This is a genomic window from Kribbella sp. NPDC104740, assembly GCF_055583505.1.
This window is the reverse complement of sequence record NZ_JBVJNV010000003.1, coordinates 351,613-371,960: the sequence shown is the minus strand read 5'-3', so window position 1 is coordinate 371,960 and position 20,348 is coordinate 351,613. Positions and strand designations below refer to the sequence as shown.

Here is a 20,348-nt window from a genome sequence, read left to right as displayed (position 1 = left end):
CCGGGCCGCCGTGCGGACACGGCGACCCGGCGGAGACGTCAGCGACTGGTGGAGTTCAGCCCGGTCAGGAGCCTGTACGCCGGCGCGGCCGCGGTGGGTCGACCGGCGTACGGCGGTCAGACGTAGCGTTCGAGGATGCTCGACTCGGCGAGCCGGGACAGGCCCTCGCGGACCGTGCGGGCGCGGTTCTCGCCGACGCCGTCGACGGTCTGCAGGTCGTCGATGCTCGCGGCGAGCAGCTTCTGCAGGTGGCCGAAGTGCTCGATCAGGCGGTCGATGACGGCGCCGGGCAGGCGCGGGACCTTGGCGAGCAGCCGGTACCCGCGCGGGGTGACGGCAGCGTCGAGCTGCTCGGCGCCGCCGAGCTGCAGGGCCCGCGCGACCTGGCCGATGTCCAGCAGGTCGGTCGGGCTGACGGCGTCCAGCTCCAGCAGTACGTCGTCCGCCGTCTTGGCCTTGCGGCCGGTCGCGGGCGGCAGGTAGTCGCGGACGACCAGCTCGCGCTCGCCGGCGACACCGGCGACCAGCTCGTTCAGCTGGAGGGTGAGCAGGCGGCCGTCGGTGCCGAGCTCGACGACGTACCCGTCGATCTCGGTGGCGATCCGGCGGACCATCTCGAGGCGCTGGGCGACCGCGGCGACGTCCCGGACGGTGACCAGGTCCTCGATCTCCAGCGCCGACAGCGTGCCGGAGACCTCGTCGAGGCGCAGCTTGTACCGCTCCAGCGTGGCCAGGGCCTGGTTGGCCCGGGACAGGATCGCCCCGGAGTCCTCCAGCACGTAGCGCTGGTCGTCGACGTACAGCGCGATGATGTGCATCGACTGCGACACCGAGATCACCGGGAAGCCGGTCTGGCGGGCGACCCGGTCGGCGGTGCGGTGCCGGGTGCCGGTCTCCTCGGTGTGGATCGAGGGGTCCGGCATCAGGTGCACGGCGGCGCGCAGCATCCGGCTGACGTCGCGGTCGAGGATGATCGCGCCGTCCATCTTGCTCAGCTCACGCAGGCCGGTGGCGGTGAACTCGACATCGATCTCGAAACCGCCGGTGGAGATGCCGTCGACGGTCTTGTCATGACCGAGGACCAGGAGGGCGCCGGTCCGGCCCCGCAGGATCCGTTCCAGGCCTTCGCGCAGTTCGGTACCGGGTGCCACGGCCGCGAGGGTCGCGCGCATCCGGGTCTCGGTGCTGTTCTTGTCGGAATTCGGGGCCACGGTCCCTGAGTCTATGCGGGTCCGCGGCGTGGTGTGAGCCAATACCGGCCGGAGCGGGTACTCCTTGCCCGGGCGTTTGCAAACGCCCGTGCATCTGGATGTGCACCCGACGCGTGCAACTAATTTTCCGGCGTGAAGCGACGCGATCGCGGGACCGCACCGGGCCGGAAACCCTCACCGGTCAACCAACGCCCCGGTCGCCGGGACGCAGAAAATTGTCTGCGTCCTTACGGCGAGTCTCGCTCAGGGGCAGCGGATGATCTGACCGGCGTACGACAGGCCGCCGCCGAAGCCGAACAGCAGCACCGGGGCGCCGACCGGGATCTCGCGCCGCTCGACCAGCTTGGACAGCGCGATCGGGATACTGGCGGCCGAGGTGTTGCCGGACTCGACGACGTCGCGGGCGACGACCGCGTTCACCGCGCCGAGCTTCTTGGCCAGCGGCTCGATGATGCGCAGGTTGGCCTGGTGCAGGACGACGCCGCCGAGGTCCTCGGGAGCGATCCCGCCCTTCTCGCAGACCTGCTTGGCGATCGCCGGAAGCTGGGTGGTGGTCCAGCGGAAGACGCTCTGCCCGTTCTGCGCGAACTTGCCGTCGCCCTCGATCCGGACCGCGTCGGACATCTCCGGAACCGAACCCCAGACGACCGGGCCGACCTCGGGCTCGTCGCTGGCGACCAGGACCAGCGCGCCGGCGCCGTCACCGACCAGGACACAGGTGGTCCGGTCGGTCCAGTCGGTGAAGTCGGTCAGCTTCTCGACACCGATCACCAGCGCCTTCGAGGCCGCGCCCGCGCGGATCGCGTGGTCGGCGGTGGACAGCGCGTGGCTGAACCCGGAGCAGGCCGTGTTGATGTCGATCGCGGCCGGGTGGCCGAGCCCGAGCCGGGCGGCGACGCGGGCGGCGATGTTCGGCGAGCGGTCGATCGCCGTACAGGTGGCGACGACGACGTAGTCGATCTCGGCCTTGTCCAGGCCGGAGTTCGCGATCGCCTTCTCGGCGGCCCGCCAGGCCATCTCGTCGACCTGCTCGTCAGGGGCCGCGATCCGGCGCTCCTTGATGCCGACCCGGCTCTGGATCCACTCGTCGTTGGTGTCCACCATCGTGGCGAGCTCGGCGTTGGTGAGCACCCGCTCGGGCTGGTAGTGGCCGAGCGCGACAACTCTGGATCCGGTCATGGGGGCTCCTTCGTGGGCGGCCGCAGGGAGGGGTGGGCCGCCATCCAGAGTACGTAATGAGTTACCAGGGTGCGGACACCCGTCTCATCCTTGTGAGAGGGATTACATGCCAACCGGCCGCTTCCCTCCACCGGCCCGCCCTAGGCCCGACTTTGTGCACCCACCAGCCGTTCCCAGCCGACTTTGGGCACCGGCCAGCCATTTTTCCGCCCTGGGAAGTGGCTGGCCGGTGCCCAAAGTGCGTACGCGACGCGGCTGCGTTCTCGCGACCCACCCCCGGCCGCTTCTCCTCCACTGGCCCGGCCCAGGCCCGACTTTGTGCATCCACGAGCCGTTCCCAGCCGTCTTTGTGCACCCCGGCCAGCCATTTTCCGCCCTGGGAAGTGGCTGGCCGGTGCTCAAAGTGCGCACGCGGCGAGGCTGCCGGGGCTTCCGTTGGGTGCGGCGAGTGCGGACGCGGCGGTGCGGGGGCGGGAGGCTGGTGCGGCGCCGGTACGGCGGGCGAGCGCTGCGGTGCTCGGGGTGTGGGCGCTGGCGTGGCGGCTGCGGGTGCGGTGACGCGCGGGTGTGGCGATGGGACGGCGGGGTGCGGGGGTGGCAGCACTGGGTGTCGGCGCTGTGCGGCGGGTGCACGCGCGGCGTGCGGGCGCTGGTACGGCGGGTGCGGGTGCGGGTGCGGCGGCGCGGCGAGTGCGGATCCGGCGAGTGCGGGTGGGGCCGAGTGCGGGTGGGGCGGTGCGGCGGTTCGGGCGGCGGCGCGCGATGCGGCCGCGGGAAGGGCATCGCGTCGTACTACTACGTGAGGTTTCTGGTGGGGCAGGGGCTTCCGGCTGTGCTGGGTCGCGAGCGAGCCCATCGGTGCGGGTGCGGGGCGGTTGGGCACGGTGCCGTGGAGCGCGGTGCGGATGGAAGCGGCGGCGCGCGGGTGTGGGCGCTGACCTGGCGGGTTCGGGTGCGGCGGCAGGGGGTGTGGGCGCTGTACGGCGGGTGCGGTTGGGGTGGCACGGGGGTGTGGGCGTTGCACGGCGAATGCAGGCGCGGTGTGCGCGGCTGGGACGGAGGGGCGCGGTGCAGTGGGGGACGGAAGCGCCCGGGAGGCGGTGGCAAGGACAGGCGCAGCGAACGGGCGGGGCGCGGTGCGGTGGGGGACGGAAGCGCCGGGGAGGCGGTGGCAAGGACAGGCGCAGCGTGCGGGCGCTGGTACGGCGGGGGCGCGGTGCGGTGGAGACGGAAGCGCCGGGGAAGCGGTGGTAAGGGCAGGCGCGGCGTGCGGGCGCTGGTACGGCGGGGGCGCGGTGCGGTGGGGACGGAAGCGCCGGGCAGGCGGTGGAAACGACAGGTGCTGCCCGGCTGGCCGGATCGGTTAGAGGATGCCCGCCGCGTGCATCGCGGCGCGGATGTCGCCTGCGGCGAAGACTCTCAGGCCGTACTTCGCCTGCATGTCCAACGGCTTCAGGTCCTTGCCGCGGTTTGGGACGTCGGCGGGGACGATGGCCTTGGTGAAGCCGAGGCGGGCTGCTTCGGCCAGGCGTTTCTCGAGGCCGCCGACGCGGCGGACCTCGCCGGCCAGGCCGACTTCGCCGATTGCGATCAGGCCGGGGTGGATCGGCTTGTCGGTGACCGAGGACGCGACCGCGATCGCGACGGCCAGGTCCGCGACCGGTTCGGTGATCTTCACGCCGCCGACGGTTGCGACGTACACCTCGTGGTCGTGCAGCTTGACGCCGGCCCGGTTGCCGAGCACGGCCAGCACCATGGCGACCCGCGACGACTCCAGGCCGGACGTCGTACGCCGGGGTTGCGGTGCCGAGGACGGGCCGACCAGTGCCTGTACCTCGGCGAGCAGCGGGCGGCGGCCCTCCATCATCACTGTCACGCACGTCCCGGCGACCGGCTCGGAGTGCTCGGAGACGAACAGGCCGGTCGGGTCGCTGACCTCGACGATGCCGGTGTCGACCATGTCGAAGCAGCCGACCTCGTCGGACGGGCCGAACCGGTTCTTGGTCGCGCGGACCATCCGGAAGCCGGAGTGCCGGTCGCCGTCGAAGGCGAGCACGACGTCGACCAGGTGCTCGAGCATCCGCGGGCCGGCGATCGCGCCGTCCTTCGTGACGTGCCCGACCAGGACGACGGCGATGTTGCGTTCCTTCGCGAGCCGGACGAGCGCACCGGTCACCTCGCGGACCTGGGTGACGCCGCCGGGGGCGCCGTCGACCTCGGGGTGCGCCATCGTCTGCACGGAGTCGATCACCAGGAACGACGGCTCGACCGCGTCGACCTGGCCGACGACCGCGCCGAGGTCGGTCTCGGCGGCGAGGAACAGTTCGTCGACAAGCGCGTCGGTCCGGCCGGCGCGCAGGCGGACCTGGGCGGCGGACTCCTCGCCGGAGACGTAGAGCGTGCGGTGCCCGTTGCGCGCGGACTGGGCCGCGACCTCGAGCAGCAGCGTGGACTTGCCGACGCCGGGCTCACCGGCGAGCAGGATCACCGCGCCCGGGACGACGCCGCCGCCGAGCACGCGGTCGAGCTCGCCGATCCCGGTCGCTCGCGACTCGGCCTCGACGGCGGAGACCTGCGCGATCGGCATCGCGGGGGAGGAGACCGGTCCGGCGGTGATCCGGGCGGCCTTGGGTGCGCCGACCTCGACGACGGTGCCCCAGGCCTGGCACTCGCCGCAGCGCCCGATCCAGCGCGCCGCGCTCCAGCCGCACTCCGAGCACTGGAACGGCGACTTCCCCGCCGCCTTCGACTTGGTCTGCCCCGCCGCCTTCACCATGCCCCCAACTTAGGCGACCCCACCGACAATGCACGACCAGCGCCGCCGAACCCTGTGGACAGAGGAGGTGCATAGGCTTCAGCGGAGACGCCATTGGTTGATCTTGTGGCGAAGCCAGCTGATGGGTCGTGGGGAAGGAGAGGGCTCGACCGGAGCCGGTGTCGTTTGAGTTGCGGCGTCCAGGTACTTCTTCAGAAGAGGGCTTTCGGACGTCCGCAGTACGGCGCTCTGCTGCAGCAGGCTCTTGCCACCAGCCCGATCGCCGGCGACCACAGCAGCAGACCCCAGGTGCTGCAGGCAACGAGCTTGCCCCTCCCGCTCGTCGATCTCCGAGTACAGGTGCTCAGCACGCCCCCACCACTTCTCCGCCTGATCCGGCCGCTTCAGCATCCACGCGGCGACGCCGATCAGCTCCGACACGTGCGCCTGCGCGCTGCGATCAGCAGCTGCGGCTGCCCGGGCCAGCGCAGGCGTCAGCAGCTCCAGCGCGCCCTCGCCGTCCTCCCGGTAGAGCTGCACGATCGCCAGGTTGATGGAGATCGCCACATCGGCCGCCAGGTCCGGTCCCGGCCGGCTCAGCCGCGCATCGTCCAGCCGACTCCTGGCATGCGCCACAGCCTCGTTCCGCTCATTCCCGACCGGCGCGGAGTCGGCCCGCGCCAGGTTGATCAGCGCCGACTCGACCTGCCGTCTGGTTTCCACCGCGGCGCCTGTCCGGCTGTGTGGTGATCGTCCCGGCAGGGTCCGGCCGGCTCGCTCGCGCTGGGCCGGTGCGACGTTGGCCGAGACCGCGATCTTCGTGATCGCGGTGCCCAGGTCGTTCAGCAACCGGTACGCCGTGGCCTGGCGCGCCGTCGCCAGCTCTTCCAGGTCGTGCCGTCCGGTCCCCTCCGCCACGGTGAGCAGGAAGATGCTGATCTGCAGCAGGTCGTCCGCGTGCCCTTGCCGCACGTACCAGGCGTCCAGCGCGTCGCAGATCCGCGCCAGGTCGTCAGCAGTCGCCGCTACCGGCTTCTCCTCGACCAGCAGCTCCCGCAACCGCGGCTCGTTCTGCTGGAACCACTCCGCCGCAGCCAGCCCGCCCGACTCGGAGCCGAGCGCCACCAGCCACTGCTCGGCCTCTTCGGCCGCCTGCTGCAGCTCCGGCGGGGTACTGGGCGCAACAGCTCCCGCACGCCACCGCCTGTACTTCCGCAGCAGCACCGGCGCGTTGTAGATCCCCCAGATCACCACGAACAACGCGGTCAGGCTGAACCCGACAGTCCTGATCCACCCCGTGCTGTCCAGGCTCTGCGACAGCTTCTCGCTGGCCAGCCCGGACAGCAGACCCGCCGCGATCGCGCTGATCCCGAGGAAATCACCGCGCCGCCGCTCGTCCTTCGGCTTCTCCTCCTCGGAACTCACGGCCGGCTCCCGATCGTCAGTCCCCGCACAACCGTCCGCCAGAAGGTCAGCATCAGCACCGCCGGTACGACGGAGGCAACCACAGCCGCAGCGGCGACAGTCCCGCTCGACGCCGAGAACTGCCGCGCCTCACCCCACAGCACCAGCGACAGCGGCGTCGTACCGGCGCCGCTGATCAGGAACCCGACGATGAAGTCGTTCCACACCAGCACGAACTCCAGCACCGCAACGGCAATCACCGCAGGCCGGTAGGTCCGCTGCACAGTAGCCAGTACGGCGCTCTGCCGCGCAGGCCCTTGCAGCGCCTCAGCAACGAGTGTCGGTGGAGCAGAGGCGAACGCAGACCGCAGCAGCAGTACGGCGAACGGCAGCCCAGCCGCCGCATGCACCAGCCCCAAGGCGATCCGCGACCCGGTCAACCCGGCCGCGTCGATCGCATCCCGCAGTGGCGCGGCGTACATCTGCACCGGCGTCACAGCCAGCACCACGAACACCGACGTCACCACACGGCCCAGCCAGGTCGGCAGCCCACCCCACGCGACCAGGTACGCCGTCGGCACAGCAACAACCAGCAGCACAACCGTGGCGACAGAGGAGATCAGCACAGTCGACAGCAACGCCCGCAGCAGCCCAGTACTCGCCGCCGCGTCGAACGACGACAGCCCGAGCCCGCGCAGCGACCACCAGCCGTGCAGCCCGGCCTCACGCGGTGAGTGCAGCGCAGTAGCAACCAGTACGACGGCCGGCAGGATCCAGAACAGGCTGACAGCGAACCCAGCTGTCCACCCGATCCGCCGTACTCGCTTGCTGGGCTTGGATCTCTGCAGCGATGCGTCAGCCGGTACGACGCTCACCGGCATCGCCCAGCGCCGCCGACGCAGCCCACGTACACCGATTACCGCCACAGCAGCGACGATGGCGAACAGGACCACGCCGAGCGCCGCCGTACGACCGGTGTCGCCACCTGCTGTCGTTGCTCGCCACCAGTTGAGGCCCAGTACGTCGGCGTCGTGCTGCATCGGTCCTGGTACGACGATCAGCACCAGGTCGAACACGCGAACAGCAGCAACCACCAGCGTCAGCGTGATGACACCGGTGATCGGCCGCAGCAGCGGAAGCTCCAGCACCCGCCAGCGCCGCAGCCCGGTCAGCCCCTCGGCAGCGACCGTTCGGCTCACGTCGTCGGGGATGGCGTCGAGCCCGGCGCGGAACAGCGAGACGACGTACCCGAGCCAGGTCCAGCCGAACGCGGAGACCAGCACCAGCCAGAACAGACCAGGGCCGAGCCACACCGGACTGGTACCGAACAGCGAGCTCCACACCGCTGTCACCGTGCCGCGCTCAGGTGCCGGGTCGAAGATCAGCCGGAACGTCGCACCGGACACCAGCACTGACACAGCGAACGGAATCACCAACGCTGGTTGGAGAAACGACGACACGCCAGGCAGCCGGTAGCTCACCACCGCCAGCAGGAAGCCCACGACGACCAGTGCGACCGCCACCGCGATCCAGGCCACGCTGTTCCGTACGGCGTGCAGTGCGGCCGGGTCGCCCATCACCGCGAAGTTGCTGAACCCGAACGACCCGTCCGGCAACCGGAAGGCCGCCACGACGGTGATCACGATCGGTACCAGCAGCAGACTGGTCAGCAGCAGCGCCGGAATCCCCAGCAGGTAAGGCCCTGCAGGTCGCTGCGGCCTACCGGTCACCGGGCGGCCCGACACCGACCGCCCGGCGATCTCCAGCGACAAGCCGTTGCTGCTGAGGCCCATCAGCTCTCCACCTTGCCCAGCTCGTCCAGCGCGGACCGCACTGCTTCCGGTACGACGTCCTGCCCGCGGTTGCCGACCTTGACCAGCAGGTCGGTCAGCACACGCCAGAGCCCGTCGATGCCGCCCAGTTCACCGAGCCGGTCCGACAGGTCGAACTGCAGCGACGTACCGGGCGCCACCAGTTGGTCGGCCAACCTGGTCAGCTCAGGGGAGTAGCCGGTGGTGCGTCCGTCGACCAGGAAGCCACCCAACGAGATCCACGGCGCAGGAGCGGCCGGTGTGGCGAGCCGGCGCAGCAGGTCCCAGGCGTCGTCGGTCGCCGGCCGCTGCAGCACCATCACGTCTCCGCCGACCACCACCGGCGCGGCCGCTCCCGCACCGAAGGCCGGGAAGGTGAACAGGCTGACGTCGGCCGGGTCGGCGGCGAACGAGCGGATCACCGGCTCGGCGAAGTCCGACGCGACCACCATCGCGGCCCGGCGGTGGCCGAAGACCTCCAGCACCGCGTCGGGGAACTGCTGGGTCAGCGATCGTTCCACACCGCCCGCCAGCGCACCGGGAGCAGCCCACATCGTCGCAAGCTGCTGCAACGCGCTAGCGAACTCAGGTACTCGCGACGGCCGCGGGTGCTCCGCCACGGCCAGTGCGCGGTACGCGTCGGGCGCCGTACCGAGCAGGACGTTCTCCAGGAAGTCGGTGAGGGCCCAGCCGTCGCCTGCGCCCAGCGCGAGCGGTCGGATGCCACTGGTCGACAGAGCCTTGTTCAGCTCGAGCCACTCGTCCCACTGTGTCGGCGGCTGCACCTGCGCCTTGCGGAACACCGACGGCCGGTACCAGACCGCTGACTTGTGCGCGGTCTTGAACGGTACGCCGTACGTCCGGCCGTCCTGCGTCAACAACTCGTCCCACAGTCGGGCCCGGCCGCGCTCGGCCAGGTCGGCCGGCATCTCCTCCAGGTCGGCGCGGTGCGGCGGGACCAGACCGGGCTGCGGCAGCATCACCAGGTCCGGCCGCCGCCCTGAGCGCGCTCCGAACGCTGTGGAGATGGCGTCGCCGAGCGGGATCACCTCTACCGGGTAGTCGAGCTTGCCGAGCCCGTCCAGCACCCGGTGGAACGCCCGCAGCTCCGGACCACCCCAGCTCACCGCTACTCGCACGCTGCGGCTCAGCCCGAGCACGTCCGAGCTGCAGCCGGACAGCGTCGCAGCGGCCGCACCTGCGAGCAGCACGCGGCGGCGGATCATGTCTCACCGCCGCGGTCGAAGTCCTTCGTCCGCGCAGCGTCGGTGGTGATCAGCACGAGAGCGATCGACCAGAGCTCGGTGATGTTGTCAGGCCGCAACAGCGACCCCCAGGTCGGCAGCCCCGGCGCATCCTCCAGCACGATCACCGACGGCTCAGCACGGACCGCACGGGCCAGTCCGGCCAGTCGGCGTCGTCCTGGGGTGATCTCGTGCGGGTGGCGCTTCAGTACGTCGCCCAGGTCGCAGTTGGTCGCGGTGAGCCGGCACTGCTTGTCCGCTGCCTCAGCAGTGACCCGGTGCGTGGAGACGTGTCCGTGCACGATGTTGCCGAGCACTGTCAGGTGCGGCAGCAGCCCGCCCTCGGCAGGGACCAGCCGCACCGACCCGTTGGTCTCGACCGTGGCGTCCGGTGGAGGCTCGTCGAGTCCCGCGATCAGGTCGGCGCACCGCCGCGCCTCGGCCTTCGTCGGGAGCACCAGCGAGCGCTGCTCTCCTGCGCCGACCCTCACCTCGTCGGGGAGTCCCGGCAGCAGTCTCTCGAGCAGCAGTCCGTCCATGCCGGCGAGGCGCCTCCCAGGTCGAATGCTCACCCTAGGGCGCCCAACGGGCCACTGCAGCGCAGCGCGTGTCTAGTAGGTCCGGCTCCACAGGTTGATCGCGTAGTCGACCTCGTGACCGGCGTACGACGCGATGATGCGCTCGGCGATCTGTGGCTGGAACTCGATCCGGACCACGGCCTCGAAGTCGGCCCGGGTCTCGAACCGCCAGCCCATGTCGAGCGGCGTGCGGTGCCAGCCGCGCGAGGTCCAGAACCGTTCCACCTCGGGCGCCTTGATCATCGGGTACGCCGCGCTGAACCAGCGGCCGAAGGTCGAGCGGCTCCCGTCGTTGTCGATCACGAACGCGGTGCCGCCGTGCCGCATCACCCGGTCCAGCTCGGCCAGGCCCGGCTCGCTGCCCGGGCCGAAGAAGTACGCCCAGCGCGCGTGCATGACGTCGATCGACGCGTCCGCCACCGGCAGCTGCTGCGCCGTACCCTGCTTGACCTCGACGTTGCCGAGCTGCCGGGTCCGGCGCCTGGCCGACGCGGCGAGCGTGCCGTGCGGTTCGACGCCGATCACCGTGGCCGCGGTCCGCGCGAACAGCGGCAGGTGGAACCCGGTCCCGCAGCCGAGGTCGAGCACGGTCGCGCCGGCCCAGTCCCGGATCGCCCGCATGGCCGACTCGATCACCCCGTTCGGGTCGACGGCCCGGTTCTCGATCTCGTAGGTCTGCGGGTGGTGCCAGATGTTCGGGCTGGGGATCCCGCCCTCGGCGATGCTCACGACGGCCCAGCCTAATGCGGTTGAGTCGGCCCCTCCGCTCTGCGACCCTCGCCAGGTGCAGATGACCGAGTACGCCGGCCGCGACGGCCTCCGGGAGATGCAGGAACTCACCCAGCGGGTCTGGAGCCCGGCCTCCCGGTTCCACCTCGGCGACCTGGCCTGGGAGCGCAGCATCAGCAGCGGCCGGGCCGACAGCTGGACGACGGCGATCTGGCGCGACGGCGGACAGGTGGTGGCGTGGGGCTGGCTCGCGCAGCCGGGCGGTCTGCTGCTGGTGGTCGACCCGGCCCGGCCCGAGCTGGCCGACACGGTGGTGGAGTGGTTTCAGGGCAGAGCCGAGGGATCCAAGCTGTTCTCCGGAGTGCTGGAGACGGAGACCCACCTGCTGGCGGCGCTGGAGTCGGCCGGGTTCCGGCAGGACGAGGAGGCGCACTTCTACACCCACCACTGGATCTCGCTGGACGACCTGCCCGAGCCAGTTGTGCCGGCTGGGCTCACTGTCAGGCACGCGCGGCCTGATGAGGTGGCCAAGCGCGCAGCAGGGCACCGGGCCGCCTGGTCGGACTGGGTACCGTCCGAGATCACCGACGAGAGCATCGCCGCGGTGATGTCGGCCTGGCCCTACCGCTCGGACCTGGACTGGGTGGTGGAGAACGAGGCCGGCGAGTTCGTCGCATCGGCGCTGATCTGGCTGGACGAGCAGCACCAGGTCGGGCTGGTCGAGCCAGTGGGCGTTGCCACGGCGTACCGGCGTCAGGGCCTCGGGCAGGCGGTCAACCTGGCGGCGCTGCACGCGCTGCGCGCAGCAGGTGGGACCAGAGCGGTCGTCTGCCCACGTGGCGACGACGGGTACCCGAAGGCGCGGGCGCTGTACCAGAGCATCGGTTTCAAGCCGGGCTCACGCACTCTGCACCTGCTGCTTGGTTAACGCAGCAGTCAGCGCGACCGGGATCAGCAACAGCCCGCACAGCACAGCCAGCCAGTGGAAGCCCAGCTGCGCCAGCACCGGCCCGGCCGCCGTACCGGCGACTGACGCGAAGGCGCCCATGGTCAGATCCGACAGGCCTTGCGCCGATGTACGGATGTCGGTGGGGACCGAGTTGGAGAGCAGTGTGGAACCAGCGACGAGGCAGGCCGACCAGCCGACGCCCAGCAGGACCAGCGCGAGTGCGGTGAGGCCGTGCGCCTCGTCGGGAGCCAGCGCGGCGACAGTCATCGCAACCGCCAGTACGGCGAGGCCGATGCCGATGGTGGGGATCCGGCCGAGCCGGTCGGCCAGCCAGCCCATCACCGGGGACAGGGCGTACATGCCGGCCACGTGACCGCTGATGACGAAGCCGACGATGGTCAGCGAGGCGCCGTGGTGGCGCAGGTGGACCGAGGTCATCGACATCACCCCGACCATCACCGAGTGCGCGGTGGCGATCGACAACAGCCCGAGGCGGGCGTGCGGGATCGCCATCACCCGGCGGAAGGTCGTGGCCAGCGGCTGGCGCTCCACCTTCTTGCGCGGCGTCGACTGCTGCAGCCGGCGCAGGCCGAACCAGACCGTCACCAGGCTGAGGGCGAACGCGACGACCGAGAACAGGTACGGCCCGGCGAGTGCCAGCACGCCGAGCGACGTACCGACCGAGCCGCCGACGCCGGTCAGGTTCGGGCCGACCACCACGCCGATCGTCGTCGCCCAGACCACCAGCGACAGCGAGCGGGCGACGTACTTCGGGTCGGCCGCGTCGGTGGCGGCGTACCGGGACTGGAGGTTGGCGGCCGAGCCGCTGCCGAACAGGCAACCGGCCAGCAGCAGGAGGATCAGTGAGTCGATCTGGGCGGCGACGATGCTCAGCGCCGCTCCGACCGTGGCGATCAGGTAGCCGGTCGCCAGCGAGACCCGGCGGCCGTGGCTGCGGGCCAGACCGGCCAGTGGTACGGCGAGCACGGCGGCGCCGAGCGTGGTCGACGTGGCGACGAGTCCGGCCATCGAGGTCGAGCCGGAGATGTTCTCGGCGAGCAGGCCGGCGACAGCGAAGCCGCTGGCCACCGCCACCCCACCGACCACGTTGCTGACCACCAGGACCCGCAGGGTGGATCGCTGGAGGGTTCCGGGGGTCACGTCCTGCGGCACGGGGTCGGCGGTCACGGGCTCACCCTCTCACCTGGATCGTTGTCGCGGCAGAGGAATTAGTCTGGCGCGTAACTGCTCACCACGTGGACTTGTGGGCAGTTCGGAGCGTGGACCGTCCCTGTTCGGGTCCGGGGTCGCGCTTGTAAGGTCTATTCCGCAATGTTCTTGCCATAAACAACCTCCTGGAGCCCGGATGCCCGACATCGCGATCGTCCCCGCACCGCGTGAGCTCGTCGTCGACGACGGCGCCTGGATCAGCGCCGACCCGGCCGCCGAAGCGGTCCGGACCGTCGTCGAGAACCTCGGCGCGACCGAGTACCGGATCGACGTCACCACCGACGGCGCCCGGCTGTCGGCCGGCTCCGAGGACGCGCTGCGCTGGGCGGAGACGACGTACCGGCAGCTGCTCGACGCCGCCGAGCCGGCCGCCGACGGTCAGGTCTCGGTGCCGGCCGTCCGGATCGCCGACGCGCCGCGGTTCGGCTGGCGCGGGATGATGCTCGACGTCTCCCGGCACTTCATGCCGAAGGACTTCGTGCTCAAGGTCGTCGACGTGGTCGCTCTGCATCGGATGAACGTGCTGCACCTGCACCTCACCGACGACCAGGGCTGGCGGGTCGAGATCGAGGCCTACCCCAAGCTCACCGAGGTCGGCGGCTGGCGGCCGGAGTCGATGGTCGGCAAGATGTCGCACGGCCAGACCGAGTTCACGTACGACGGCCGGCGGCACGGCGGTTTCTACACCAAGGACGATCTGCGCGAGATCGTCGCGTACGCCGCCGAGCGCGGAATCACGATCGTCCCCGAGATCGATCTGCCCGGTCACATGCAGGCCGCGATCGCGGCGTACCCGGAGCTCGGCAACCACCCCGACACCCAGCTCGGGGTCCGGCAGGTCTGGGGCATCAGCGACGACGTGCTGAACGTCAACGACGCGACCGTCGAGTTCGTGAAGACCGTGCTGCGCGAGGTGCTCGACATCTTCCCCGGCCCGTACATCCACCTCGGTGGCGACGAGTGCCCGGACGTGCAGTGGCGCGAGTCCGACGACGCGCAGAAGCGGCAGGCCGAGCTCGGGCTGACCGACGCGAGCCAGCTCCAGGGCTGGTTCACCGCGCAGGTCGCCGAAGTGCTCACCGAGCAGGGCCGGCGGCTGGTCGGCTGGGACGAGATGGTCGAGACCGACTGCCCGAAGGACGCCGTGATCATGGCGTGGCGCAGCGCGCAGCGCGGCGAGGTCGCGGCCAAGGCCGGGCACGATGTGGTGATGTCGCCGTGCGAGTCGGTGTACTTCGACTACTACCAGGGCGACCCGGACACCGAGCCGCTGGCGATCGGCGGGTTCATCCCGCTGGAGAAGGTCTACGACTTCGAGGTGGTGCCTGAGGGGCTGACCGAGGAGGAGCAGGCGCGGATCATCGGCACCCAGTGCAACGTGTGGACCGAGTACATGGAGGGCCCGGAGCAGGTCGGCTACATGCTGCTGCCGCGGCTGTCGGCCGTCGCCGAGCGGGCCTGGGGTTCGCCGAAGTCGTCGTACGACGAGTTCTTGACGCGACTGCGCCCGCACCTGGCGCGGATCGAGGCGCTGGGTGTGAACTACCGACCGCTGGACTGAGGTACCTGAAGAGATAACAAAATCCGCCCCCGCTGCGTTAGCAGGTGTAGACGCGCCCCGCTCCGGCCGACGACGATGGTCGTCGGTTGGAGCCGGGTCGGGAGCGGAGGATCTATGACCGCGGTGGGACCGCTCGACGCCATGTTCCTGCTCGGCGAGACGCGCGAGCAGGCCATGCACGTCGGTGGGCTGATGCTGTTCGAGCTGCCCGAGGGTGCTGGGCGGGACCATGTGTTCCCCGACGGCGGACGGGACTTCCTGGCGGGGCTCTACCAGGAGATGGTCGGCGGGGAGACGGTCAGTCCGCTGTTCGCGCGGCGGGTGCGGAACCGGGCGGTCGATCTCGGGTACTGGTCGTGGGAGACGGATCAGCAGATCGATCTCGAGTACCACGTACGGCTGTCCGGGCTGGCGAGGCCGGGGCGGTTTCGGGAGCTGTTCGAGCTGACGTCGCGGCTGCACGGGACGTTGCTGGATCGGCATCGGCCGTTGTGGGAGCTGCACCTGATCGAAGGTGTCGAGGGCCGGCGGTTCGCGGTGTACTGCAAGGTGCATCACGCGCTGCTGGACGGGGTGAGCGCGCTGCGGTTGATGCAGGCGTCGCTGACCACGGATCCGGCGAGGACCGGGATGCCGGCGCCGTTCGCGCTGCCGGAGGCCGACGAACTTGAAGACTCTCCCGGTGTGTTGGCTCGGGCGGGGAGTGCGGTCGGCGGGGTCGGTCGCTTCGTCGCGGACCTGGCCGGGCTGTCGCCGGTCGGGCTCAAGACCGCGGTCCACTCGCTCGCCGTCGAGCACTCACCGGTCGCCTTCCAGGCGCCGCGGACGATCTTCAACCAGCCGATCACCGGCGCCCGCCGGTTCGCCGCGCAGTCGTGGCCGATGGAACGGCTGGAGAAGGTCCGCGCGATCACCGGCGCGACGCTGAACGACGTGATGCTCGCGATGTGCGGCGGCGCGCTCCGGGCGTACCTGGAGGAGCAGAACGCCCTTCCCGGCAAGGGACTGACCGCGATGGTCCCGGTCTCGCTGCGCTCCACCAAGGGCCAGGGTCCCGGCGGCGGCAACTCGCTCGCCACGATGATCGCCGACCTCGCCACCGACGAGCGCGACCCCGAACGCCGGATCCGCCGCGTCATCGACTCGACCAGTTACGGCAAGAGCGTCCTGTCCGAGCTGAGCCCGCTGCAGAACCTGATGATCGGCGCCCTCGGCCTCGGCTCGGCCGGTCCCGCCGCCGTCCTGCCCGGGCTGGCCGGGCGCACGCCGCCGCCGTACAACGTGGTGATCAGCAACATCCCCGGCCCGGCCGAGAGCCCGCTGTACTGGAACCAGTCGAGGCTGCTCGGGACCTATCCCGCGTCGATCGTCCTCAACGGCCAGGCCCTCAACATCAGCGTCACCAGCTACGACCACCAGCTCCACTTCGGCCTCACCGGCTGCCGCCGCACGGTGCCGCACCTGCAGCGCTTGCTGGGGCATCTGGAGAGTGCGCTGCAGGAGCTGGAACGCCTTTAGAGCAAGCGGGGGACGAGCTCGCGCTCGCCGTCGCCGGTGACGTGCCAGGCGCGGGCCTCCGGGAGCACCGAGACGACCTCGTGCAGCTCGCCGTCCACGTAGTGCAGCCCGACACCGTCCTCCGTCGCGTAGCCCGGCGACAAGGTGCCATCGGCAACAAACCGACGGTACGCCGGACGCCGTGGCTGGTCGCCGAGGTCGTCGTGCACGCCGTTGCTCCACGGCAGCCAGCCCAGGCAGTTGCCGTAGGCATCCAGATCACCGGAGAACGAGTCGGTCACACCGCCGCGGTGCCAGCACAAACTGCCGGCGCTCTGGCCGGCGAGCACGACACCGTGCTCGTAGCACTCGCGCAGGATCTCGTCGACGCCGTGTGCGCGCCAGAGCGCCATCAGGTTGACCACGCTGCCGCCGCCGACCCAGATCACGTCCTGGGCCAGCAGTTCGTCGCGGGACATGCTCGGGCGGGGGAAGAGCGTGAAGACCGAGGTTTCCACCGAAGGGTCACCGCCGTAGGTGTCGGTGAACCACTGCACGGCCGCGGGGTGGTCGCCCTCGGCGGTCGGGAAGAAGCAGAACCTGGGCCTGGTGACACCCGTGAGCGAGATCGCGTGCTCGATCAGGCGCAGCGTCCGCGAACGGTCGCCGACGAGGACCCCGGAGACGGCGAGGATCTGCCGCACCGGACGGCCCGCCGCGGGCGGCGGGCCCGGGGCCGTCACAACCGGACGATGCCGTTCGGGGTCTGGAAGACCGCGGCGTTCAAGCCCGGCTGACCGTTCGGTCCCACCCACGCCACGTCCAGGTCATCCAGCAGGTGATCCGCCGGGTGGCCGATCCAGTCCGTCACGCGGGTCGGGTCGCCGGCGATCTCCAGCGCGGTCAGCTTGATGCCCTTGCCGCCGACCGACGGGTGCTGGCCGAGGTCGTCCCAGTGGATGAAGAACGGGAGCTGGGGGTCCGCGATCAGGCCCTTGACGCCGATCTGGCGCCAGGTGATGTTCTGGCCGTCGGGGCGGTGGCGGTTGCCGGGGACGGCGTCGCGGCCGAGGCGCTTCTCCATCCTTTCCATGTCGCGGACGGCGACCACCCAGCCGAGCCAGCCGCCGCCGAGCTCCTTGCGGGCGCGGACGGCCTGGCCGAAGGGCGCCTTGTCTGACGCCGGGTGGTCGAGCACATCGACCACCTCGATGTAGCGGTCGTTCTCCAGCGGGAGAATGTGGTTGACGGTCCCGAACCGCGGGTGCACGCCACCGTCGACGAAGTCCGCCCCCAGCAGCGCGGACAACCGCTCGACCGTGGCGCGGTACCCGTCGGGTCCGGCCGCGTACGACAGATGATCCAAGCGCATGTCAGTCATTCTGGGCCCCACCGCCGACATCCGCCGATCCGGGGTGTCGCAGCAAAGGGCACCCTTACCTGAAATCGCCCGTACCGACGAGGCAGGCTCGGGGCATGCGAACAGTCGTCATCGGAGGCACCGGACACATCGGCACCTACCTCGTCCCGGGCCTCGTCCAGGCCGGTCACGAGGTCGTCGTCATCACCCGCGGCACCCGTACGCCGTACAGCTCCAGCGGGGAGTGGAGCCAGGTCGAGCTGGTCCACGCCGACCGCGACACCGAAGATGCCGCGGGCACCTTCGCCCAGCGCGTCGTCGACCTGCGACCGGACGTCGTGGTGGACCTGATCTCCTTCACCGAGGACAGCGCCCGCCAGCTCGCCGAGGCGCTGAACGGCAAGATCCAGCACCTGCTGCACTGCGGCACGATCTGGGTGCACGGCCCGAGCGCGCAGGTCCCCACCCGCGAGGACACCCCGCGCCGGCCGTTCGGCGAGTACGGCGTACGGAAGGCCGCGATCGAGACCTACCTGCTCGACCAGGCCCGCCGCCACGGCCTGCCCGCGACCGTGATCCACCCCGGCCACATCAGCGGACCGGGCTGGGCCCCGATCAACCCGGCCGGCCACCTCGACCTGGACGTCTTCAGCAAACTTGCCCAGGGCGCCGAACTGACGCTGCCGAACTTCGGCCTGGAGACCATCCAGCACGTGCACGCCGCCGACGTCGCCGGGATCTTCCTGGCCGCGATCGCGAACCGCTCGGTCGCGGTCGGCGAGAGCTTCCACGCCGTCGCCGAGGGCGCGATGACACTGCGCGGGTACGCCGAGGGCGTCGCCGCGCACTTCGGCCAGGAGGCGAACCTCGCCTTCCTCCCGTTCGAGCAGTGGAAGGCGACGGTCGACGAGCGCAGCGCCCAGGCGACGTCCGACCACATCGCGCACAGCCCGCACTGCTCGATGGACAAGGCCGCGCGGCTGCTCGGCTTCCGGCCGCGCTACTCCGCGCTGGAGACCACGCTCGAAGCGGTCGACTGGCTCGTCGCCAACGGCAAGCTCAGCTGAGGTTGGAGGCGGGGTGCGGCAGCAACGGCCGCGCCGCCTCCAGGTGCCGCCGGCAGTACTCCGCCAGCACGTCGTACGCCTTGAGCCCCATCAGCGTCTGCAGCTCGACCTTGCTCGACTCGAAGACCGCCTCGACGCCGATGTGGGCCTCGGTGTTGCCGGTGCAGTACCAGTCGAGGTCGTGCCCGCCCGGGCCCCAGCCGCGGCGGTCGTACTCACCGATGCCGACCTCCGTGTACGACGTACCGTCGGGCCGCTCCACGTCGCGGAACGTGCGCCGGATCGGCAGCTGCCAGCACACGTCCGGCTTGGTCTCGACGAAGTGCACGCCCTGCTTGAGCGCGAGCCCGTGCAGCGCGCAACCGGCGCCGCCCTCGAAGCCCGGCCGGTTCAGGAAGATGCAGGCGCCGTCCCAGACCCGGGTCTTGCGGTCGCCGTCGTCGTCGGTCTCGACCCAGCCGTTCGCCTTGCCCTCCTTGCGGAACTGCCAGTCCTCCTTGCCGAGCTGCTTGACGTAGCCCTTCACCCGCTTCTCGTCGTCCTCGTCGGAGAAGTGCGCGCCGAGCGTGCAGCAGCCGTCGTTCGGGCGGCCCTTGTAGATGCCGCGGCAGCCACCGCCGAAGATGCAGGTCCAGTTGGACGTCAGCCAGGTCAGGTCGCAACGGAACACCTGGTCGGCGTCGTCGGGGTCGACGAACTCGACGTAGGCACGGGGGAAATCGAGAGAAACCTCAGGCACCCGAAAAGCGTACGCGCACGACCACCGATTCCCGGCATCAGCAGAGCCGGGAGGTGCGCTGGACACCTGTCCAGTAGCGTGGGGGGATGCGGCTCGGCGTATTAGACGTGGGATCGAACACCGTCCACCTGCTCGTGGTGGACGCGCACCGTGGTGCCGCGCCGCTGCCGGCGTACTCGCACAAGACCGAGCTGCGGCTGGCCGAGCACCTCGACAAGTCCGGCAACATCGACCAGTCCGGAGCCGACGACCTGGCCGCCTTCGTCCAGGAAGCGGCCGAGCTGGCCGAGGACAAGGGCTGCGAGTCGGTGCTCGCCTTCGCGACCTCCGCGCTGCGTGAGGCGCCGAACGGGCTGACCGTGATCGAGCGGGTCCGCACCGAGACCAGCGTCGACCTGCAGGTGCTCAGCGGCCACGACGAGGCGCGGCTGACGTTCCTCGCCGTCCGCCGGTGGTTCGGCTGGTCGTCGGGACGGCTGGCCGTGTTCGACATCGGTGGTGGCTCGCTGGAGATCGCGGCCGGGTCCGACGAGGAGCCGACGATCGCAGTGTCGGTGCCGCTCGGTGCCGGCCGGCTGACCCGTGAGGGGCTGACCACCGACCCGCCGGACAAGGACGAGGTCCGGGCCCTGCGCAAGCGGATCCGGGTCGAGATGGCCGCGGTCGCCGGCGACGTGCTGCGCGCCGGCCGCCCGCAGCGCGCGGTCGCGACCAGCAAGACGTTCCGCTCGCTGGCCCGGATCTGCGGGGCGGCGCCGTCCGACGACGGCCCGTACGTCGCCCGCTCGCTGCAGCGCGACGACCTGACCGAGTGGGTGCCGAAGCTGATCGCGATGACCGCCGCCGAGCGGGCCGACCTGCCCGGGGTCTCGGTCGGGCGGTCCACCCAGCTGGTCGCGGGGGCGCTGGTGGCCGACGCGGTGATGGACCTGTTCGACGTGCAGTCGCTCGAGGTCTGCCCGTGGGCGCTGCGCGAAGGCGTCATCCTGAACCGGCTGGACCAGCTGCAACCCCGATGAACTCCCACGAAGGCA

General features: G+C 70.8%; 17 protein-coding genes. 5 read left to right on the top strand and 12 right to left on the bottom strand.

Translation table 11 applies throughout. The annotated features are described in order from the left end of the window. Nucleotides 1-116 precede the first annotated feature (116 nt). The 8 genes from disA to ACZ6Z4_RS17855 all read right to left on the bottom strand — a co-directional run bounded on the left by disA (nt 117) and on the right by ACZ6Z4_RS17855 (nt 10,911). Nucleotides 117-1,172 (bottom strand): DNA integrity scanning diadenylate cyclase DisA, encoded by a 1,056-nt coding sequence (gene disA, locus ACZ6Z4_RS17890; RefSeq protein ID WP_465566773.1) that lies wholly within the window; start codon nt 1,170-1,172, stop codon nt 117-119. Between the two features lie 282 nt (nt 1,173-1,454). Further along, a complete protein-coding gene (locus tag ACZ6Z4_RS17885; RefSeq protein WP_465564896.1) occupies nt 1,455-2,390 on the bottom strand; it encodes a beta-ketoacyl-ACP synthase III in 936 nt (311 codons plus the stop codon). 1,363 nt (nt 2,391-3,753) lie between these two features. After that, entirely contained in the window at nt 3,754-5,166 is a 1,413-nt protein-coding gene (gene radA / locus ACZ6Z4_RS17880) for a DNA repair protein RadA (RefSeq protein WP_465564893.1), read from the bottom strand. A gap of 78 nt (nt 5,167-5,244) precedes the next feature. Continuing rightward, the gene (locus tag ACZ6Z4_RS17875; protein ID WP_465564890.1) at nt 5,245-6,570 is read right to left on the bottom strand and encodes a hypothetical protein; all 1,326 of its coding nucleotides are present in this window, start codon (nt 6,568-6,570) and stop codon (nt 5,245-5,247) included. Further along, a complete protein-coding gene (locus tag ACZ6Z4_RS17870) occupies nt 6,567-8,342 on the bottom strand; it encodes a sugar ABC transporter permease (protein ID WP_465564887.1) in 1,776 nt (591 codons plus the stop codon). Before ACZ6Z4_RS17870 ends, ACZ6Z4_RS17875 begins: the two co-directional genes overlap by 4 nt. Continuing rightward, nucleotides 8,342-9,586, bottom strand: a complete 1,245-nt coding sequence (locus ACZ6Z4_RS17865; protein ID WP_465564884.1) for an ABC transporter substrate-binding protein — start codon at nt 9,584-9,586, stop codon at nt 8,342-8,344. Before ACZ6Z4_RS17865 ends, ACZ6Z4_RS17870 begins: the two co-directional genes overlap by 1 nt. Continuing rightward, nucleotides 9,583-10,143, bottom strand: coding sequence for a P-loop NTPase family protein (locus ACZ6Z4_RS17860; protein WP_465564881.1), 561 nt, complete (start codon nt 10,141-10,143; stop codon nt 9,583-9,585). The genes ACZ6Z4_RS17865 and ACZ6Z4_RS17860 overlap by 4 nt, the downstream gene beginning before the upstream one ends. 72 nt (nt 10,144-10,215) lie before the next feature. Then, nucleotides 10,216-10,911, bottom strand: a complete 696-nt coding sequence (locus ACZ6Z4_RS17855) for a class I SAM-dependent methyltransferase (protein WP_465564876.1) — start codon at nt 10,909-10,911, stop codon at nt 10,216-10,218. Nucleotides 10,912-10,972: 61 nt separating this feature from the next. Here ACZ6Z4_RS17855 and ACZ6Z4_RS17850 point away from each other — a divergent pair, with 61 nt between their 5' ends. Then, entirely contained in the window at nt 10,973-11,839 is an 867-nt protein-coding gene (locus ACZ6Z4_RS17850) for a GNAT family N-acetyltransferase (protein ID WP_465566770.1), read from the top strand. Here the strand turns inward: ACZ6Z4_RS17850 and ACZ6Z4_RS17845 are convergent. After that, nucleotides 11,810-13,048, bottom strand: a complete 1,239-nt coding sequence (locus ACZ6Z4_RS17845; RefSeq protein WP_465564871.1) for an MFS transporter — start codon at nt 13,046-13,048, stop codon at nt 11,810-11,812. The genes ACZ6Z4_RS17850 and ACZ6Z4_RS17845 overlap by 30 nt on opposite strands. 178 nt (nt 13,049-13,226) lie before the next feature. On the opposite strand from ACZ6Z4_RS17845, the gene ACZ6Z4_RS17840 reads away from it, so the two are divergent. Both ACZ6Z4_RS17840 and ACZ6Z4_RS17835 read left to right on the top strand, forming a co-directional pair. Then, nucleotides 13,227-14,651: a beta-N-acetylhexosaminidase gene (locus tag ACZ6Z4_RS17840; RefSeq protein WP_465564868.1), complete on the top strand. Its 1,425-nt coding sequence runs from the start codon at nt 13,227-13,229 to the stop codon at nt 14,649-14,651. Between the two features lie 114 nt (nt 14,652-14,765). After that, on the top strand, nt 14,766-16,169 hold the full coding sequence (locus ACZ6Z4_RS17835) for a WS/DGAT/MGAT family O-acyltransferase (RefSeq protein ID WP_465564864.1): 1,404 nt from the start codon (nt 14,766-14,768) through the stop codon (nt 16,167-16,169). Here ACZ6Z4_RS17835 and ACZ6Z4_RS17830 read toward each other — a convergent pair. Both ACZ6Z4_RS17830 and ACZ6Z4_RS17825 read right to left on the bottom strand, forming a co-directional pair. After that, nucleotides 16,166-16,891, bottom strand: coding sequence for a Type 1 glutamine amidotransferase-like domain-containing protein (locus tag ACZ6Z4_RS17830; RefSeq protein ID WP_465564859.1), 726 nt, complete (start codon nt 16,889-16,891; stop codon nt 16,166-16,168). The genes ACZ6Z4_RS17835 and ACZ6Z4_RS17830 overlap by 4 nt on opposite strands. Beyond that, nucleotides 16,888-17,520: a VOC family protein gene (locus tag ACZ6Z4_RS17825; protein ID WP_465564854.1), complete on the bottom strand. Its 633-nt coding sequence runs from the start codon at nt 17,518-17,520 to the stop codon at nt 16,888-16,890. The genes ACZ6Z4_RS17830 and ACZ6Z4_RS17825 overlap by 4 nt, the downstream gene beginning before the upstream one ends. 104 nt (nt 17,521-17,624) lie before the next feature. Here ACZ6Z4_RS17825 and ACZ6Z4_RS17820 point away from each other — a divergent pair, with 104 nt between their 5' ends. After that, a complete protein-coding gene (locus ACZ6Z4_RS17820; RefSeq protein ID WP_465564850.1) occupies nt 17,625-18,575 on the top strand; it encodes an NAD-dependent epimerase/dehydratase family protein in 951 nt (316 codons plus the stop codon). Here ACZ6Z4_RS17820 and ACZ6Z4_RS17815 read toward each other — a convergent pair. After that, entirely contained in the window at nt 18,568-19,314 is a 747-nt protein-coding gene (locus ACZ6Z4_RS17815) for a DUF3109 family protein (RefSeq protein ID WP_363672048.1), read from the bottom strand. The genes ACZ6Z4_RS17820 and ACZ6Z4_RS17815 overlap by 8 nt on opposite strands. 86 nt (nt 19,315-19,400) lie before the next feature. Between ACZ6Z4_RS17815 and ACZ6Z4_RS17810 the strand changes: the two genes are divergently transcribed. Continuing rightward, nucleotides 19,401-20,333: a Ppx/GppA family phosphatase gene (locus ACZ6Z4_RS17810; RefSeq protein WP_465564843.1), complete on the top strand. Its 933-nt coding sequence runs from the start codon at nt 19,401-19,403 to the stop codon at nt 20,331-20,333. The last annotated feature ends 15 nt before the right edge of the window (nt 20,334-20,348 follow it).

Coding starts and splice junctions, on each gene's coding strand:
- ACZ6Z4_RS17885 (WP_465564896.1), bottom strand. CDS start 2,390: ATGACCGGATCCAGAGTTGTCGCGCTCGGCCACTACCAGCCCGAGCGG.
- ACZ6Z4_RS17825 (WP_465564854.1), bottom strand. CDS start 17,520: ATGCGCTTGGATCATCTGTCGTACGCGGCCGGACCCGACGGGTACCGC.
- ACZ6Z4_RS17870 (WP_465564887.1), bottom strand. CDS start 8,342: ATGGGCCTCAGCAGCAACGGCTTGTCGCTGGAGATCGCCGGGCGGTCG.
- disA (WP_465566773.1), bottom strand. CDS start 1,172: ATGCGCGCGACCCTCGCGGCCGTGGCACCCGGTACCGAACTGCGCGAA.
- ACZ6Z4_RS17810 (WP_465564843.1), top strand. CDS start 19,401: ATGCGGCTCGGCGTATTAGACGTGGGATCGAACACCGTCCACCTGCTC.
- radA (WP_465564893.1), bottom strand. CDS start 5,166: ATGGTGAAGGCGGCGGGGCAGACCAAGTCGAAGGCGGCGGGGAAGTCG.
- ACZ6Z4_RS17820 (WP_465564850.1), top strand. CDS start 17,625: ATGCGAACAGTCGTCATCGGAGGCACCGGACACATCGGCACCTACCTC.
- ACZ6Z4_RS17840 (WP_465564868.1), top strand. CDS start 13,227: ATGCCCGACATCGCGATCGTCCCCGCACCGCGTGAGCTCGTCGTCGAC.
- ACZ6Z4_RS17865 (WP_465564884.1), bottom strand. CDS start 9,586: ATGATCCGCCGCCGCGTGCTGCTCGCAGGTGCGGCCGCTGCGACGCTG.
- ACZ6Z4_RS17850 (WP_465566770.1), top strand. CDS start 10,973: ATGACCGAGTACGCCGGCCGCGACGGCCTCCGGGAGATGCAGGAACTC.
- ACZ6Z4_RS17860 (WP_465564881.1), bottom strand. CDS start 10,143: ATGGACGGACTGCTGCTCGAGAGACTGCTGCCGGGACTCCCCGACGAG.
- ACZ6Z4_RS17835 (WP_465564864.1), top strand. CDS start 14,766: ATGACCGCGGTGGGACCGCTCGACGCCATGTTCCTGCTCGGCGAGACG.